We start from the raw sequence: 16,510 nt of genomic DNA, 5'->3' as shown, positions 1-16,510 counted from the left end.
GGAGCGTAGAGCTATGGCCATTGATCGCAAAAACGTGGAACGCATTGTCGAAGCAGTCGGCGGAAAAGACAATATCGAAGCCGCTACGCATTGCGTAACCCGATTAAGATTCGCCCTCGTGGACGACAGCAAGGTGGATTCCCGGGCACTTGACGAGAACGACCTGGTGAAGGGGCAGTTCTCTTCCCAGGGACAATTTCAGGTCGTGATCGGTCCGGGTCTAGTAGACCAGGTTTACAACGAAATGATGGATATCACCGGCGGTGCAAGAGTATCGAAGGATGAAGTGAAGAACATTGCGAGCAAGAAGCAAAATCCGCTTCAGCGTGCAATTAAAACGCTTGCCGATATTTTCATACCGATTCTGCCGGCGATCGTCATGGCAGGTTTATTGTTAGGGATTAACAATCTGCTTACGGGACCGGGCATATTCTATGAAGGACAATCGTTGATTCAAGTCCATCCCGAATGGGCGGACGTAGCCTCGATCATCAATCTGATTGCAAGCACTGCCTTTACCTTCCTGCCTGTCCTGATCGGCTGGTCGGCGGTACGTCAGTTCGGAGGCAATCCGCTGCTTGGAATCGTGCTGGGCCTGATCCTGGTAAACCCGGATCTGCTCAGCGCTTACCAGTATGCGGATGCCAAACTTGAAGGCACGGTTCCGGTTTGGAACCTGTTCGGCTTTGAAGTGGAGAAAATCGGTTATCAAGGCCAGGTGCTGCCGGTCCTTGTCTCGGCTTATATTTTGGCCAAAATCGAGAAGTTCCTGAACAAACGCGTCCACGATTCCATCAAGCTGCTTGTCGTGGCACCCGTTGCCCTGTTGGTGACCGGGTTCCTCGCGTTCGTTCTGGTGGGGCCGATCACGTTTGCCATCGGCAACGTCCTTACTTCAGGCCTCGTCAGCATTTTTGATTCCTTTGCCGCTCTGGGCGGCCTGATCTATGGCGGACTGTATGCACTCCTAGTTATTACGGGGATGCATCATACCTTCCTTGCGGTGGACATTCAGCTCATCGGCAGCGAAGGCGGAACGTTCTTGTGGCCGATGCTGGCGCTGTCTAATATTGCTCAAGGTGCCGCCGCGCTGGCCATGATGTTTATCATGAAGGAACAGAAGGCGAAAGGACTTGCCGTCACATCTTCCATCTCCGCCTTCTTGGGGGTAACGGAACCCGCCATCTTCGGGGTCAACGTTCGTCATAAATATCCGTTTATCTTCGGTATGATCGGTTCCGGGATAGCGGGCGTGCTGCTGGCCGTGAACAACGTTCTGGCTTCATCGATCGGCGTGGGCGGGATTCCGGGATTCCTGTCCATCTTCCCTAACCAGTGGGGCGTCTTCTTCATTGGCATGGCGATTGTTCTGGTCGTTCCGTTCACGGGGACATTGCTGTTTGGGCGTTACCAGTTGTCCAAGCAGTCTCGACATACAGCTGCAGCGGATGGGAATGCTGCCGACATAGATGGAAGAGCACAAGCTGTGAATACGCAATCGAACGGCAGTCTTCAATCCGGGTCGTTCGCGTCGACGGAACAAGCAAACCCTTCAACCGTGGAAGCGACGCAACAAGGCGAAGTAGAGGTTAAGGCACCGATCAAAGGGAAAGTGGTTCCCTTGTCAGAGGTACCGGACCCTGCCTTCGCCGATAAACAAATGGGCCAGGGGATTGCCATCATCCCGTCCGAAGGCAAAGTGTATGCTCCGTTTGACGGACAAGTCGCCCATCTCATCAAGAAGAGCAAACATGCGATGATTTTGACGGATACGAACGGAATCCAGATCCTGATTCACGTCGGAATCAACACCGTTTCGTTAAAAGGCGAAGGATTCACGGCACATGTGGAAACGGGTGCGCAGATAAGGAAAGGGCAGCTGCTGCTTGAATTCGATATCGATCGTATTCAGCAAGCCGGATTGCCGGTCATTACGCCGGTCATAATTCCGGATGGGCAAGATCACATTCAGAACGTTACGGAGTTTGAAGGCGAGGCGCTTCCTGGCGATACGCGAGTGCTTCAACTGACTCTCGGAAATGGACGCTGACGGCTTCCTTTGCAACATGTAATCACTGCTCCGAAAATGGTACAATAGCTGATGGTGATAAAGGATGACGAACAACATTTATTGGACGCTGTATAAAGACTATGCTGACCAAATCGAAACCGGCGCTTTGCAGCCCGGGAGCAAGCTGCCCTCGGAGAACGAGCTGGCAGCAACTTATCAAATTACAAGGGAAACGGTCCGCAAAGGATTGAATCTACTCGCCCAAAACGGCTATATTCATAAGGTGAAAGGCAAAGGTTCGTTTGTGCTGGATACCGGAAGAATGAATTTCCCGGTTTCGGGGCTTGTCAGTTATAAGGAAATGGCGGAGCGGATTGGCCGGAAAAGCCGTACGATTGTGTATGAAACGGAGTGCGTTCCGGCCGGGGACGCCATCGCGAAGGAGCTGCACACCCGCCCGGAACGGCTAGTGTGGAAGGTGATCCGATCCAGGGAAATTGAAGGGGAGCGCATCATCCTCGATGTGGATTATTTGCTTGCCGACATCGTGACGGGTTTAACGAGAGAAATTACGGGCGATTCCATCTATCAATACTTGGAGCAGGAGCTCCATCTAAAGATCAGTTACTCGAAAAAAATCATTTCCGTAGAACGAGCTACGTCGATGGACCAGTCCTATATGGATCTTGGAAGCGATACCCATGTCGTCGTCGTCCGAGGTTACGTCCACTTGGAAGATACCACGCTTTTCCAGTATACGGAATCCAGACATCGATTGGATAAATTTCAGTTTGTGGATTTTGCAAGAAGGGAATCCAATCATGATTTTGGAGACAAATAGAAGTGAAGTTAGCCGCGAGTTTATCGCGGCTTTTTTTATTGGCTTCCCATGTCGCTCATGGCAAAGCCCATGCAGATCAGCAGCGTAATAGATGGAACAAAGAGGAAAACGCCAGGTTGATGTTGAAGCTGTACTTTAGAGGCAAAGATTCAAGCAATCCAGATAAAGGAGCTGATGGATCATGGATTTGGGACTCCATGGAAAGGTTGCGTTGATTACCGGGGGAAGCAGGGGGATTGGCCTTGAAACCGCCGTTACGTTTGCGTTGGAAGGGGCGAAAGTTGCCATATGTGCACGAGATGAGGAGCAGTTAAGGGCTGCCGCGAATCATATCAGGCATCTATCGAAATCCGAAGCGTTAACCATCGCAGCGGATGTTACGAAACCTGAGGATTGCATGCGAGCCGTAAACGAAACGCTCAGCCGCTACGGACGGCTCGATATCCTGGTGAACAACGCCGGAACCGCAGCAGCGAAGCCGTTTGAGCAGATCGACGATGAATCATGGGCATCCGATCTGGATCTCAAGCTGTTCGGCGCGATTCGTTTTTCGCGTGCGGCCGTCCCTCATCTGCGGAATTCCGGCGGCGGCGCGATTATTAATGTGACGACATCCTGGGCCAAAACGCCGCCGGCTTCATCCATGCCAAGCAGCGTCAGCCGCGCGGCGGGACAAGCCATGACCAAAGCGATGAGTCACGATTTGGCGAAAGACCATATCCGGGTAAACACCGTATGTATCGGAACGATACGGAGTGCACAGCTTGAGGCGCGTTGGAAACGTGAATCACCTGAACTCACCTGGGACCAGTACGCCAGGGATCCGCGCCATAACATCCCGCTCGGGCGTATCGGCGATACGGAGGAAGCGGCAAAAGTCATCGTATTTTTAGCGTCCGATGCCGCCTCCTACATAACGGGTACTGCCCTCAATATCGACGGCGGTTCGGCTCCGGCTTTGTAAGGGGTCAGCATTTAAATGATGGGGATATGCATTTGGAGCATGGAGGTTCATGCCTGTTGGTAAAATTTATAATTTTTTCATAACGAATATTATGTAAACCATGGTGCTTCGGAACGGGCAGGCCCTTGTTTGAAGACATGGCGATGATGTCGTAATTTTATATATGTTTTGTCGCATAGTTGGACTAAAAAAATGTGTAAGATGTGATACCTTATATGTGGATGTTCGGAAAATAAATGACGGGCTGCCGGAAGGAGTGATTTCCCTTATTGTTACTTTTTTTCTAAGACGTCATAGGGATAGAGCAGTCATAGGACCACTTCCCTAAACGTGGTGCGTACACCAACCTTTCGGATGAATGAAGGTTATCCACATGCCGACTGGCGGCCGCTCTTTGCTGAGCGTGATGTGCCATTCAGAGATTCGTAGAGGTGTTGTGACAGAATTACATACAACGATCTGCTTGTTTTATAAGACATTTCGAATAAGCAGAAATTATGAAATTTTAAAAAATGACGAAAAGTGATGGTGATGATCCATGTCTAAAGTGTATCGTATTGGAATTATCGGCTGCGGCGGAATCGCAAACGGGAAGCATCTTCCCAGCTTAAGCCGTTTAAAAAACGTGGAGCTCGTGGCTTTCTGTGATATCGTAATCGATCGGGCAGAAGCAGCGGCTAGCAAGTACGGTATTGAGGAAGCAAAAGTGTATGGCGATTATAAAGAGCTGTTGCAGGATCAAAGCATCGATATCATTCATGTTCTGACGCCTAATGACTCGCATGCCGAGATTTCCATTGCTTCGCTAGAAGCAGGAAAACATGTGATGTGCGAGAAGCCGATGGCCAAAACGGCCGCCGATGCCAAGCTTATGATGGAAACAGCGAAACGTACAGGCAAGAAATTGACGATTGGATACAATAACCGTTTCCGCGAAGATAGCCTTTATCTGAAACAGGTATGCGAAGCCGGTGAACTCGGAAATATTTATTTTGCCAAAGCGCATGCCGTACGAAGAAGAGCGGTTCCGACTTGGGGCGTCTTTTTGGATGAGGAAAAACAAGGCGGCGGGCCGCTTATCGACATCGGCACGCACGCGCTCGATCTGACGCTCTGGATGATGGATAATTACAAGCCGAAGATTGTCCTCGGTACCACATACCATGAACTGTCCCGCAAGGAGAATGCGGCCAATGCTTGGGGACCTTGGGATCCCGAAAAATTCACGGTGGAAGATTCCGCCTTCGGCATGATTGTGATGGAGAACGGCGCAACCATTATGCTGGAATCCAGCTGGGCGCTCAATACGCTTGAAGTCGATGAAGCCAAATGCTCGCTGAGCGGTTCGGAAGGCGGAGCCGATATGAAGAACGGTCTTCGCATCAACGGCGAGAAATTCAGCCGCCTGTATACAAACGAAATCGAATTGAACTCCGGCGGGGTTGCGTTCTATGACGGCAAGAAGGAGCAAGCTCCGGATGTTGAGATGAGAAGATGGATCGAGGCTATCGACCAGGATAAGGATCCTGTCGTAACCCCGGAACAAGCTTATGTTGTATCTCGCATTTTAGAAGCTCTCTACGAATCCGCAAAACTCGGCAAAGCCGTTTACCTGGACTAAGATAATTTCATATTATGATCGATAATGAAGGAGCCCTGATGATCAGGGCTTTTTTTTATTATTTTCGAAACATGCTGAATCTAGCATAACTGATATGTAATTTTGGGGGAATGAGATATAGATTAACGGGAATAATAAGCTCATTACATAATGAAGGCAGGGTACATGAAATGATATTTATTTATAATGATTACGGTGGAACCCACACAACCTCACTGGCGGCCGCGTATCATCTAAATAAACTACCTACGAATCGGCAGCTCACAACCGAAGAAATTCTGGCGGTTGACTATTTCAATAAACTAAATCGGTCCGACATGGGCAAACTCGTTTTTCACGGGTTGGATGAGAACGGGAATCCGGTGTACACCCTTGGAAGGGGCTCATCCAAGGTTGTCATTCCAGCTCTAGAAAATTTGAGTCTGATCCTTCAAGACAAATATCAGAACGCGGAGCCTATTGTGTTTTCCAACACTTCACCTACCGTTCCATTGATCATGACGATCGGGGGATTTTTGTCCAGAGGATTAAAATTAGGTTTTGTCGGCGATCCTTTATTGGTCGCAGGTTCGAAGCAATGCTGCGCCAATATCCGTGAACTCGTTCTACATACAAAACAAACCGCTGCTGCGAGGTCCGGAACGGAGTCTGTTATTGTTATTGAGAACAAAAATTATTCGGCATAGCTATTCGAAGTCTGTACTGTGAAGATAATCCGGGAATCAACAGGTTTATCTTCTTTTTTTTAGCCAAGTATGCGTTTTCTGGTATAATCTAGGAGTCTGTCGAATGATTGTCGAACCTGTTGGGATGTTTAGAACGATTCGGGTTGGATTCCATCGCTAAATGAAGGGTGAGTGATGGTGATTAAACGTCTTTTTAAGATCAGCACATGCCTTGTCATCTTGACGTATCTCATATTCATGATGATCGGGCTCTTCAGAAGAACTTTATCCGTTCGTGCAAGTGTTCTAATGACTGTTGTCACCGCCATGATTGTCATCATTTTCTATGGATTGACTAAACTGATTCATTATATTGATCACAAGTTGTATAAAGAGCTGAAGCGTATGATGAAATAGCGCGACGAAGAAAAGGATGATATCCCAGTCCATCGACTTTCTGGATGTCATCTTTTTTTTGCCTAAATAACAAAATCAATCGATTTTTCGGTTAGCTGCGTTTTCCTGCGGGAGTGGAGGTTATCGAAAATTCTATTGGCCTGTACGGGTATGCTACCATTTTTCTGGTAGATGGATTGGATCGAGGTATCGCAGCTGGAACACGGGGATGGAAGGCCCGCGGGGTCATGGAAACGTCGGCGGAAAATGTCGTCCGCGGCACGCGTGAGTCCTTTTCGGAGGCACTGCGAACGAATACGGCCTTGATTCGCCGAAAGATCAAGGATCCGAATCTTTGGATGGAAACGAAGCAGATCGGCCGAGTAACGCAAACCGATGTCGCGATGATGTACATCAAAATGGACTCCGGAAATGGCTGTTTAAAAAAAATAAAAAGTCCTCGAAATCCGCTTGAACGGTTGGAGGACAAAGTGGTATGTTTGATAATCCATTGTAAACGTGATTGAAATGGAAATACTTTGGCTTGCGCGATCCGTCTATTTGTAGACGGTTTTTTTATGTTGAACCGGCAGGAATGGGTAGATTTTCTCTTGCGCACTAATATATGAAGCCACTCAGACTTCATAAACGAACGCTTTATGCTAAATCCTTAGGCTTATCACCGATTAAACCCAACAAAAACATTTGAGAATAAGCGTAACCTTTATAAGTCTTGGATAAACACGAAGGAATCGTAAGATCCAGATCCATATAGGTAGTCAAGATCAATTGAGTGAACTCCTTCTGGTTCGTCAAGGAATACTCCTGCAATTGTTTGGCGAATTCCTTGCTGACATGTTCTCTTCCTCCAAGTGCTTGCTGTAATTGGTAACCTGCCAAGTATAACTCGGCAGCTGTATCTTCATCTGTTCCTCGATGCTCAACTACATAATTGCCGATCCAGTCGCGAACAAGAGTTGAAGGGTCTGTGTTATTCTCCTTTGCAATCTCTTGAAAGCTCTCCTTGAGGTCTTTGGATAGACGGATGTGCAGATTGGTATCCATGGGCAAAACCTCCTTAACGTAGTGAATCTATTGTACACATAATATATACACGTTGTCAACACGTTGTCAACACGTATTAGAACGCGCGAAAACACCGGAAAAGATCCGTTGATAACCGATAGAGGGAGCAACGCCGATCCATTGCTAAATGACGGTTGAAGCAGATGCGTGATATCCAGTGACAAGAACATATACACACTAGAAACCGCGATTATCGCGTTTTTTGTTTTATTTGTTTTTAATGATGTGGAAATCAGCAATTAAGAAGAAATCATGGATAGTTGAGTACGATAAAATCAGTGTGCATGCTCAATATGTGAATCGAGGAGGACTTAATGATGGGTAGAATCATTCTGACTATGCAGACTACGATGGACGGCATTGTATCCAATGAAGATCAATGGATGACATTAAATGAGGAAATCTTTGAAGATTATTTAGAGTACTATAATACTATAGACACGATTATTATAGGCAGCAATTCGTATTCATCATTAGCACAGCATTGGCAAAATGCTGAGAATTCATCTGCCGACGACCTTGAACGAGCTATAGCCATGCGCATAAACGCCATCCCCAAATTTGTGATTTCCAGCTCGAAAATGGATGTAACTTGGAAAAACTCTCAGCAAATTCTAGTAAACGGTGAAAATTCCATGGCTCATCAAATCGAAATGCTCAAAAATAGAGAAGGAAATATCTCTGTAGAGAGTGGAGTAAGAACGTGGCAATTATTTATCCAACATGATTTATTTGATGATCTGTGGTTATTTATACATCCGGTAATCGCTTCACAGGGGGAACGGTTGTTTGCGCTTGCAAATAAACGATTCACTATGAACCTTACCAGCAGTAAAACCTATAGCAACGGTGTACTTGGACTGTACTACAGTAAATAGGGCATTGCTATGAGAAGAGGTCTTCTATTCGAGGAAACCAGTGCGGCCAGCGTCCCTAAGATGTACGCTGGCCGCCTTTATTTCAATGGGGATAAGCCGTATCGAATTCGATGCCGCACGGACCGCCATTCGGATTGACGTCAAGGTTGATCTCCGTGCCGTCTTCCCGGAACAATGGCCGATAAAATGCACCGATTTTGGTAGCCGACGCGTTGGCGTAATGGCAGATGAAGGCGCGGCGGAACCGGTTGGATTTGTTGCGGTAGGAGCCGTGGATCAGGTTGCCGTTAAAGAACAGGACGTCCCCTTTGTCCATGATCGCGGGGAGGACCTTTCTATCCTTGGGGGGCTTCACAAAATGAGTGGTAAACGACTCGTTCGAATCGGCTTCCTCCGGGCATGCCAGGTCATAATCGCTTGTTTTCGGAACGACGAGCAAACCGCCGTTCTCTTCATCCGCCGCGTCGATTGCGGTCCATGCGGCAATGCAATTGCCCGGCTCCACCTGCAGGTAGAAGTTGTCCTGATGCAGCGCTTGGCCGCGGGAGCCTGGAGGTTTGTAATAGAACATGCTTTGGGCGGCGAGCGCCGGTTCCCCGTACAAATCGGCCAATACCTGCATGACCGGTTTATGCAGCATGTATTTCTTCGCGGTTGCATGAAAGCGGTGCGGATGCATAACGCGGGGATAACGTTTGAGCGGCTCAACGGTTTCATCGTCCAGCACAGGTTCAAAGTGGCCGGGCACGGTCGTGTGGCTGATCTCCTCGAACGTTGCTTCGATCTCCGACAGCTCCTCCTCGCGGAAGAGACCTTTTACAATTAAAAATCCCTCCGTTTCGAATTTGTGCAGCTGTTCTTCCGTCAATACGTGTAACTTCTCTCTCATAGCAATTCCTCCCGTAAATTAATGGTTTTCCTGTTGACAATAGAATAAGGTCTGCTTAACTTGAGAGGAAGTATGATTTCTGCTTAATATTACCGGAATTCTGCTATTCGGGGTACAGAGGAGGAGAGATCGCTTGAGAACGCCAGCTGATAGGCATGCCATATCTTTAGAAAGCACCGGAACCATATTCGGCGATCATTTCGAGCAAGACGATTCTTATCGCCTGCTTCGTCCTAACGGAATGCAGGACTGGCTGCTTGTTTACACGCTGCAGGGTGAGGGCTATTTCCGCACGCCTGCCGGGGAGAAACGCTGCGGATCCGGGCAGCTCGGCCTGCTGCGCGCCAACATCGCCCATGAATACGGTACCGTGCAGGGGACACATTGGAACTTTCTTTGGATCCATTATCCCGGGCTTCCGGAAAACGGGATGCTGCCGAACGAGGAGTTTCTGGTCGAAACCTTGCCTGATGAACGTGTCCGAGGCCGTGTCGAGCTGGCCTTTCGTAATGTGCTGCAAGATTCGCTGGACCGGTTAGAACTGTGGGAAGCTCTGTGCGAGAACGCCCTGCGTGAGATTTTGCTTCTGCTTGCACAGCGGATGAACAAGAGGCTCGATCCCAGAGTCGAGCAAGCGCTTGGGTTGTTATCCCGTTCGTTAAAAGAAGACGTCAAAATTGATGCCTTATCCCGAGAGATCGGAATTTCGGGATCCAGGCTGGCGCACTTGTTCAAACAGCAAACGGGATCCACGATTTTGGAGCATCTGAACCAGATGAGGGTTCGCCATGCCGCTTTATTGATGAGCCATTCGGGCCGTACGGCGAATGAAGCCGCCCACGACGTAGGGTTTAACAGTTACAATCATTTTGCCGATCAGTTTCGCAAGCAGTTCGGGGTTTCGCCGAGGCAGTACCGCCAGGCATGCAGGCATCCATGAATGGGCCGGGTTTACATTCGATGCCTGACTGAAGACGGTGCAGCCATATCAGAGTAACATACGAAATGACAGGAAGGACTGCTGAAGGGCAGTCTTTTATTTTTCTATTCCCGCATTTGAGATTTCTTCGGTTTCTCAGCCATTTCGCTATGATCCCAATTGTAGAAATTCATAAAGAGCTTATTAAATTGAGCAAGATACCATCCGTATGACGGTACCTTGCTGCCTATGCGAGGCCGCTTATGATGCGGCTTTTTTGTCGTTTAACCTTAACTATGTGACAGAATCGAGCTTGGTTAACTGCTAGAAATAACAACTTTTCCGCTGTGATGCTTCTGTTTCTTTTGAAATATCCACATTGTCGAATAAAGGGACAAGAGGAATATAGCATGATCGTTATGGATTGACACCATCCCGGTATTTGCCTAATATACGGCCAGACGGTTCCGCTAGTCTTCCATATTCCACCAGAGCGGGTGCGTCTAATCATGACCAAAGGAGGTTCAGTTTACTAAAAAACAGAGGCTGAATGCCTGCCGGATTCGTTCATAGCTATTAGAGCGCTCTTTCGGGATAGTCAACACCGAAATCTAAGGAGGTCATTTATGAGATTTGCAAAAAGCGGCAAGTACCAGGTATTTATGCTGGCATTGTGTCTGTTATTGGTTTGTTCGGGCGGCGGTCTCGCCGCTGCTTCCGGGGAGAGCAGGCTTGCTCAGAAAACATACGGAACACCTGAAGAAATTCTGGTCCCTAACAACTATACGGTGGCCGTGTTCAACGGTACCACGGGCAAGGAAGAGGGCCGCAACGTCCTTTATGCGACCAGTAAAGGAAAGCCGGGGCATCTTAACGTGATCGATCTGGAGGATTATCAACTGCTGAGGAGCATTCCGATCGGACCCTCCGAAAGCTCATGGGCACATACAACGGCACCGGACGGAACATTGTTCCTTGCGGCCGACGGCGGCGGAGCGAGGCTGTGGAGTTACTCACCGGTTACTCATGTCCCTGTGCAAGTTGCACAGTTCGATGGCCAGTCGGTTCCGAACAGCATCACCACGGATGAGCAGGGCCGTGTGTATGTCGGAACCTATCCCGGCGGCAAAGTGTACCAATACGACCCGGCTACGAAGCAAACCAAAGATTACGGCCGCGTCATCGGGTCGCTTGACCAGGAATATGTGCGCTCCATTGCTTACCAGGGCGGCAATATATATGCCGGCACCGCGCATAAGCAGATCGTACGCGTGAATTTAGCGACCGGTGAGAAGACAAATATCGCGGCTTCCCTGCCGGTTAAGGAAGACACCGTGTATGACCTGAGCACGATTGATAACCGTTATTTGTTTGCCCGATATACGGACGGAAGCGGCATTCCTGGAGAGGCGTTTATCTACGATACGCAGACGGAAAGCTGGCTGGATGTTGTGCTGGAGAACGTAACGGGGCTGCACGCGACGGACTCGCTTGACGGAAAACTGTATTACATGTCCGACAAGAAGTTGAAAACGTTTAATCTTGCCACGCATGAGGTCGAATTGACCGGCATGGAGTACAACAGCGGATTTCGGGGAGTAGATTGGGTGGAATTTCCCAATAATCCGGAATACCCGGGCAAAAATCTGGTGACCGTCCGTTATGACGGCGGGGTTACGATCATGAACATCGAAACCAAGCAGGTGCACCTGATGCCGCCGGTCATCCCGGGTCTGCCCGGCGTTGTCAACCGGTTGAAAAGCGTATCGGACACTCACTTGATCACCACCGGCTCGCAGGCCCGTTCCTCGCTCGTCGATCTGACCAATAACACTTCAACGCCGTTCAGCATCGGCCAAGCGGATAGCGTTCATGCCGTAGGCAATAAAGTCTATATGGGCGTGTACCCGGAGGGCGGACTGTACGAGTTCGATTTATCGACGGAGCCTGGAATGAACAATCCGAAGAGACTGGCCGTTCTGGGCAACGATCAGGAGAGGCTGGTTGATATCTCCAGTTCCAAAGGCAAGCTCTACATTTCGACGATTTCCGGTTACGGCACTTTGGGCGGTTCGTTGACCGTATATGATACCGCCACCGGAGAAATCAACGTTCATCGCAACGTCGTCCAGAATCAGAGCGTGCTCAGCACGACGGTTCATGACGGCAAGGTGTTCGGTTCCACCACGATTCGGGGCGGACTGGGCTCCGAGCCGACGGAAGCGGAAGCGAAGATTTTTGTTTGGGATGAAGAGACGCAGCAAAAAATCACCGAGTTTCCGCTCCGGGTTCCGGGACTGGATAAACCGATATTCATCGGAGATCTATCGGCCGGTCCGGACGGTTTGATCTGGGGAGCATCTTATGAGTATATTTTTGCGATCGACCCCGATACGTATGAAGTCGTGAAGAGCAAAAAAGTGTATCCAAGCTTGAATTTCAGCCAATGGGCGCATCATCCGCTCCGCTGGTCGGAGGATGGTCTGCTTTACGTGCTGTTCAACAACAAACTGACGGTCATTGACCCTGAAACGCTGGAGCATCGGACATTGGCCGACACCTCCAGATTCGATTTACATGCCGACGGGAATCTCTATTTCACAGACATGCAGACCAATACGATTCTGTATCGGATGGAAGTTGACGGAGAAGTCGTGGAAGAACCGCCGCATACGGCTGTTCCCGTCACCAATCCTGGATTCGAAGAGGGAATGAAGGGATGGAGTCAATTATTCGCTCCAGGCAACGGTTATCGTTATGATCTCAGCACGGAACGCAGTTTCACGGGAACGCACAGTTTGAAGATTACGGACACGCTGAGAACAGCATCCGTTGCCGTCCAAAGCGATGCGATTCCCGTCGTCCCGGGAGAGGAATATACGGCAGGCATGAATCTCTATATTGAATCGGGCCAGCCGGGCTTTATGTTCCGATTCTTTGACAGCAATAACGCCACGATTTCCACACTGGAAACCCATTTGGATGAATCGAGATTGGCTCAATGGCAGAAAGTGACGCTCAGAGGGAAGGCTCCGGCTAATGCAGCTTATGCGAAACTGATTGCGGTAACTTCCAGATACAATGTGGCAACGGCCTATTATGACGATTTCTTTGTGACCGTAAAAGACAGTGTTCCGCCCGTCACGACGGTTAGCCTAACGCCTTCTCCCAACGAGAACGGCTGGGTGAATGCCGATGTGTCCTTGTCCATCTCGTCCGACCGCGCCTACTCTATTGCATATGATGCGGAAGGCGCGCAGCCGATAGAGAAGACCGCGGTAAAAGGGAGTACGGCTCAGCTTCAAATCACTGAGGAAGGCGTCACGACGGTTACCTATTCCGCCACCAACTTCTCAGGCGTATCCGAGGCACCTGGAACGCTAAACGTGAAGATCGACAAGACGGCTCCTGTCGTTGAATTCACCGGTGAGCGTACGTACACGGTAACCGACTCCGTATACGTTTCGTGCAGTGCCGTCGACAGTCTGTCAGGGTTAGCTGACAATCCTTGTTCTCTTCCGCTGCTCGAACGTCCTGCCTATTCCTTCGAACCGGGCTCCCATGAAATATCCGTAACGGCAGTCGATCTGGCCGGAAATAAAACGGAATCCGTCTTTCGATTTGAGGTAGCCGTGACCTATGACAGCTTGATCGGGCTGGTAGAGCGTTTCGCAGGAAGCGATCAGGGACTCGCACAATCGCTGTCTACGAAGCTGCAAGGCGCCAAAGAGGCGGAGGATCGAGGCAACGACTCTGCTAAGCAAGGCAAGCTGAACGCTTTTACCAATCAGGTCAGGGCGCAATCCGGCAATAAATTGACGGATGAACAGGCGGATGTGCTTGCAAAGCTGGCAGCATATTTATAAGCAGGCTTAGAGCAAGGGAATGAACATCGACCGTGCGTTTCTAAACGCTCGTTTAATAAAGGAAACAGCCGCGTAAACCACGCGGCTGTTTCTTTTTTTCGGAATGATACCGACCCTCCCTTGCGAGGTACCTTCGACAACCTACGGCACGTAGGACGATGTTAATAAGGCTGCAACCGTCGAAATTTGTCATAACAATTCCGCGTTTATACAACTAAAGTAGCAATTATTCAATGTCATATTGACTGGAAAATAAAACCTCACTAAAATGTGTTATAACAAATTATGAATTACATAACAAATATTAGTACAAGTAAATAGAAGGGGGTGTCATATTACTGTACCAAGCAGATATTGCTGATGATCTCGCACAGCTCAGACTTCTGCTACACGCTATTCGATTAGATAAAGGAGGTCATGATTAAGCATGGACGCCCGATTAAACTCGGCATCCCCACAGCCCGCTCCCAAACCCACCCGGTGGACGCATGTTAAGAGGCAGCTAAAGCGAAATATCGGGCTGTATATCATCATTTCCCCGGCAGTGCTTTACTTTTTGATCTGGCATTATTGGCCGATGTACGGCGTACAAATCGCTTTCAAGGATTTTATGCCCGGGCTTGGCATCTGGAACAGCCCATGGGTCGGGTTCGAACATTTCGAGCGGCTGTTTGACGCCTATTATTTTTGGACGATTCTGAAAAATACGATCGGGATCAGTTTATACGGACTGCTGGTCGGCATTCCCGCGCCAATCCTGCTGGCTCTTTTGTTCAACGAGATTCGGAATCGCAAATTCCGCTCATTCGCTCAAAGCATATCCTATGCACCTCACTTTATTTCGGTCGTCGTTGCAGTCGGTATCCTGTTTTTTTTCATCTCGCCTACGAATGGCGTCTTTAACTCCATCCTAGTCTCCTTGGGGAAGGAACCGGTCGATTATTTGGCAGAGCCGTCTAAATTCTGGCATCTCTATGTCTGGTCGGGCGTATGGCAGGGAGTCGGCTGGTCTTCGCTCATCTACAGTGCAGCCATCTCGGGCATCTCGCCGGACCTGTACGAAGCGGCCTATATGGACGGGGCCAGTAAATTTCGCCGAATTTGGCATATTACGATTCCCGGCATCGTCCCGACGATCGTCATCCTGTCAATCTTGAGTGCAGGCGGCATCATGAGTGTCGGCTTCGAGAAAATCCTGTTGATGCAAAACGCGATGAACCTGGAAACCTCCGAGGTGATCTCCACTTACATGTACAAGAGCGGACTGCTTAACACCCAGTACAGCTTTTCGGCGGCAGTCGGCCTGTTCAACAATGTGATCAATTTTATCATCCTGATCATCGTTAACGCGGTTGCGCGCAAGGCGGGGGAGACCAGCTTATGGTAACCGTCGATGCAGGAATAGGGAGGGAACCTAAGAAGTGCTGCTGAACATTAAACGAACGCCAGGAGAAAAACTGGCCGATATCATAATACTAGTGATGTCAATTCTCGTGACCATCGTCATTTTGTACCCGCTCATTTTTGTTCTGTTTGCGTCATTCTCCGATCCGCGCCAAATATGGGACAAGCCGCTGCTGCTCTTTCCGGCAGGCTTCAACCTGGACAGCTATGCCAAAGTATTCGAGAACAGCGAAATATGGAGCGGGTATGCCAATACGCTGCTTTACGCTCTCATGGGTACCGCGATCAATATCATGATGACGGTATTCGGTGCGTACCCGTTATCCCGAAAGCGCTTTTATGGCAAGGGGCTATTCACGCTGCTGTTTGCTTTTACGATGTTTTTCAGCGGCGGGCTGATTCCTCTGTACTTAGTGAACAAGGAGCTTGGATTACTGAATACGATGTGGGCATTGGTGCTGCCCGGTGCGATCAGCGCCTACAACATGATTATTATGAGAACCTATTTTCAGACCCGGATTCCGGTGGAACTGGAAGAGAGCGCCTACGTCGACGGCTGCAACGATTACCATATGCTGTTCCGAATCGTGCTGCCTTTGTCCATGCCGATCATTGCCGTAATGATCCTGTTCTATGGAGTGGGCCACTGGAACTCGTATTTTGACGCTATGATTTATTTGACGGACCGGGAGAAATTCCCGCTGCAGCTGATATTAAGAGAAATCCTGGTGCAGAACGACTTCAAGGAAATGGCCGGAATTTCGGTCGGCGCCGAATACGCGGATCAGATGATGGTTAAGGAAGGCTTGAAATATGCGATCGTCGTATTATCCGCGCTGCCGCTGCTGCTATTGTATCCGCTGCTGTCGCGATTCTTTGAGAAAGGCATCATGGTGGGAGCTATCAAAGGGTAAGCCGATATAGGAGCGGTCAATACCGCTTGGAACTCATAATCATGGAAAAAGGGGAT

At 49.2% G+C, this 16,510-nt stretch carries 12 protein-coding genes and 1 pseudogene; 11 read left to right on the top strand and 2 right to left on the bottom strand.

Annotated elements, in window-relative coordinates; translation table 11 throughout:
• Positions 1-13: 13 nt before the first annotated feature.
• The 6 genes and pseudogenes from treP to BMX45_RS28645 all read left to right on the top strand — a co-directional run.
• Positions 14-2,050 carry a PTS system trehalose-specific EIIBC component gene (gene treP / locus BMX45_RS28675; RefSeq protein ID WP_090913982.1) on the top strand — a complete coding sequence of 679 codons (2,037 nt, stop codon included), beginning with the start codon at positions 14-16 and terminating at the stop codon, positions 2,048-2,050.
• 64 nt (positions 2,051-2,114) lie between these two features.
• The gene (treR, locus tag BMX45_RS28670; RefSeq protein WP_090913980.1) at positions 2,115-2,852 is read left to right on the top strand and encodes a trehalose operon repressor; all 738 of its coding nucleotides are present in this window, start codon (positions 2,115-2,117) and stop codon (positions 2,850-2,852) included.
• 181 nt (positions 2,853-3,033) lie between these two features.
• Entirely contained in the window at positions 3,034-3,816 is a 783-nt protein-coding gene (locus BMX45_RS28665) for an SDR family NAD(P)-dependent oxidoreductase (protein WP_090913978.1), read from the top strand.
• A gap of 538 nt (positions 3,817-4,354) precedes the next feature.
• Positions 4,355-5,437: a Gfo/Idh/MocA family protein gene (locus BMX45_RS28660; RefSeq protein WP_090913976.1), complete on the top strand. Its 1,083-nt coding sequence runs from the start codon at positions 4,355-4,357 to the stop codon at positions 5,435-5,437.
• A 170-nt stretch (positions 5,438-5,607) separates the two neighbouring features.
• Complete coding sequence (locus tag BMX45_RS28655; RefSeq protein ID WP_090913974.1) at positions 5,608-6,123, top strand: DUF3189 family protein; 516 nt, start codon at positions 5,608-5,610, stop codon at positions 6,121-6,123.
• A 512-nt stretch (positions 6,124-6,635) separates the two neighbouring features.
• A pseudogene (locus BMX45_RS28645) lies at positions 6,636-6,983 on the top strand (spore germination protein); the annotation flags it as partial.
• 172 nt (positions 6,984-7,155) lie between these two features.
• On the opposite strand, the gene BMX45_RS28640 reads toward BMX45_RS28645, so the two are convergent.
• Positions 7,156-7,563 (bottom strand): hypothetical protein, encoded by a 408-nt coding sequence (locus tag BMX45_RS28640; protein WP_090913972.1) that lies wholly within the window; start codon positions 7,561-7,563, stop codon positions 7,156-7,158.
• Positions 7,564-7,901: 338 nt separating this feature from the next.
• Here BMX45_RS28640 and BMX45_RS28635 point away from each other — a divergent pair, with 338 nt between their 5' ends.
• Positions 7,902-8,462, top strand: coding sequence for a dihydrofolate reductase family protein (locus tag BMX45_RS28635; RefSeq protein ID WP_254778338.1), 561 nt, complete (start codon positions 7,902-7,904; stop codon positions 8,460-8,462).
• An 82-nt stretch (positions 8,463-8,544) separates the two neighbouring features.
• On the opposite strand, the gene BMX45_RS28630 is transcribed toward BMX45_RS28635, so the two are convergent.
• Entirely contained in the window at positions 8,545-9,351 is an 807-nt protein-coding gene (locus BMX45_RS28630; protein WP_090913967.1) for a phytanoyl-CoA dioxygenase family protein, read from the bottom strand.
• A 133-nt stretch (positions 9,352-9,484) separates the two neighbouring features.
• On the opposite strand from BMX45_RS28630, the gene BMX45_RS28625 reads away from it, so the two are divergent.
• The 4 genes from BMX45_RS28625 (at position 9,485) to BMX45_RS28610 (ending at position 16,454) form a co-directional block, all read left to right on the top strand.
• Complete coding sequence (locus BMX45_RS28625; RefSeq protein ID WP_090913965.1) at positions 9,485-10,291, top strand: helix-turn-helix domain-containing protein; 807 nt, start codon at positions 9,485-9,487, stop codon at positions 10,289-10,291.
• Positions 10,292-10,896: 605 nt separating this feature from the next.
• On the top strand, positions 10,897-14,136 hold the full coding sequence (locus BMX45_RS28620) for an FIMAH domain-containing protein (protein WP_090913963.1): 3,240 nt from the start codon (positions 10,897-10,899) through the stop codon (positions 14,134-14,136).
• 427 nt (positions 14,137-14,563) lie between these two features.
• Positions 14,564-15,523 carry an ABC transporter permease gene (locus tag BMX45_RS28615; protein ID WP_015734981.1) on the top strand — a complete coding sequence of 320 codons (960 nt, stop codon included), beginning with the start codon at positions 14,564-14,566 and terminating at the stop codon, positions 15,521-15,523.
• 34 nt (positions 15,524-15,557) lie between these two features.
• On the top strand, positions 15,558-16,454 hold the full coding sequence (locus BMX45_RS28610; protein ID WP_090913960.1) for a carbohydrate ABC transporter permease: 897 nt from the start codon (positions 15,558-15,560) through the stop codon (positions 16,452-16,454).
• Positions 16,455-16,510 lie beyond the last annotated feature (56 nt).

The organism is Paenibacillus sp. cl141a, from assembly GCF_900109305.1.
In the GTDB taxonomy this organism is placed as follows: domain Bacteria; phylum Bacillota; class Bacilli; order Paenibacillales; family Paenibacillaceae; genus Paenibacillus_AQ; species Paenibacillus_AQ lautus_A.
The sequence above is the reverse complement of the archived record's forward strand: the minus strand, read 5'-3'. Positions and strand labels throughout refer to the sequence as shown.

What these genes read in the sequence shown, in the direction of transcription:
- treP (WP_090913982.1), top strand. Translation starts at nt 14, where the DNA reads ATGGCCATTGATCGCAAAAACGTGGAACGCATTGTCGAAGCAGTCGGC.
- treR (WP_090913980.1), top strand. Translation starts at nt 2,115, where the DNA reads ATGACGAACAACATTTATTGGACGCTGTATAAAGACTATGCTGACCAA.
- BMX45_RS28665 (WP_090913978.1), top strand. Translation starts at nt 3,034, where the DNA reads ATGGATTTGGGACTCCATGGAAAGGTTGCGTTGATTACCGGGGGAAGC.
- BMX45_RS28660 (WP_090913976.1), top strand. Translation starts at nt 4,355, where the DNA reads ATGTCTAAAGTGTATCGTATTGGAATTATCGGCTGCGGCGGAATCGCA.
- BMX45_RS28655 (WP_090913974.1), top strand. Translation starts at nt 5,608, where the DNA reads ATGATATTTATTTATAATGATTACGGTGGAACCCACACAACCTCACTG.
- BMX45_RS28640 (WP_090913972.1), bottom strand. Translation starts at nt 7,563, where the DNA reads ATGGATACCAATCTGCACATCCGTCTATCCAAAGACCTCAAGGAGAGC.
- BMX45_RS28635 (WP_254778338.1), top strand. Translation starts at nt 7,902, where the DNA reads ATGGGTAGAATCATTCTGACTATGCAGACTACGATGGACGGCATTGTA.
- BMX45_RS28630 (WP_090913967.1), bottom strand. Translation starts at nt 9,351, where the DNA reads ATGAGAGAGAAGTTACACGTATTGACGGAAGAACAGCTGCACAAATTC.
- BMX45_RS28620 (WP_090913963.1), top strand. Translation starts at nt 10,897, where the DNA reads ATGAGATTTGCAAAAAGCGGCAAGTACCAGGTATTTATGCTGGCATTG.
- BMX45_RS28615 (WP_015734981.1), top strand. Translation starts at nt 14,564, where the DNA reads ATGGACGCCCGATTAAACTCGGCATCCCCACAGCCCGCTCCCAAACCC.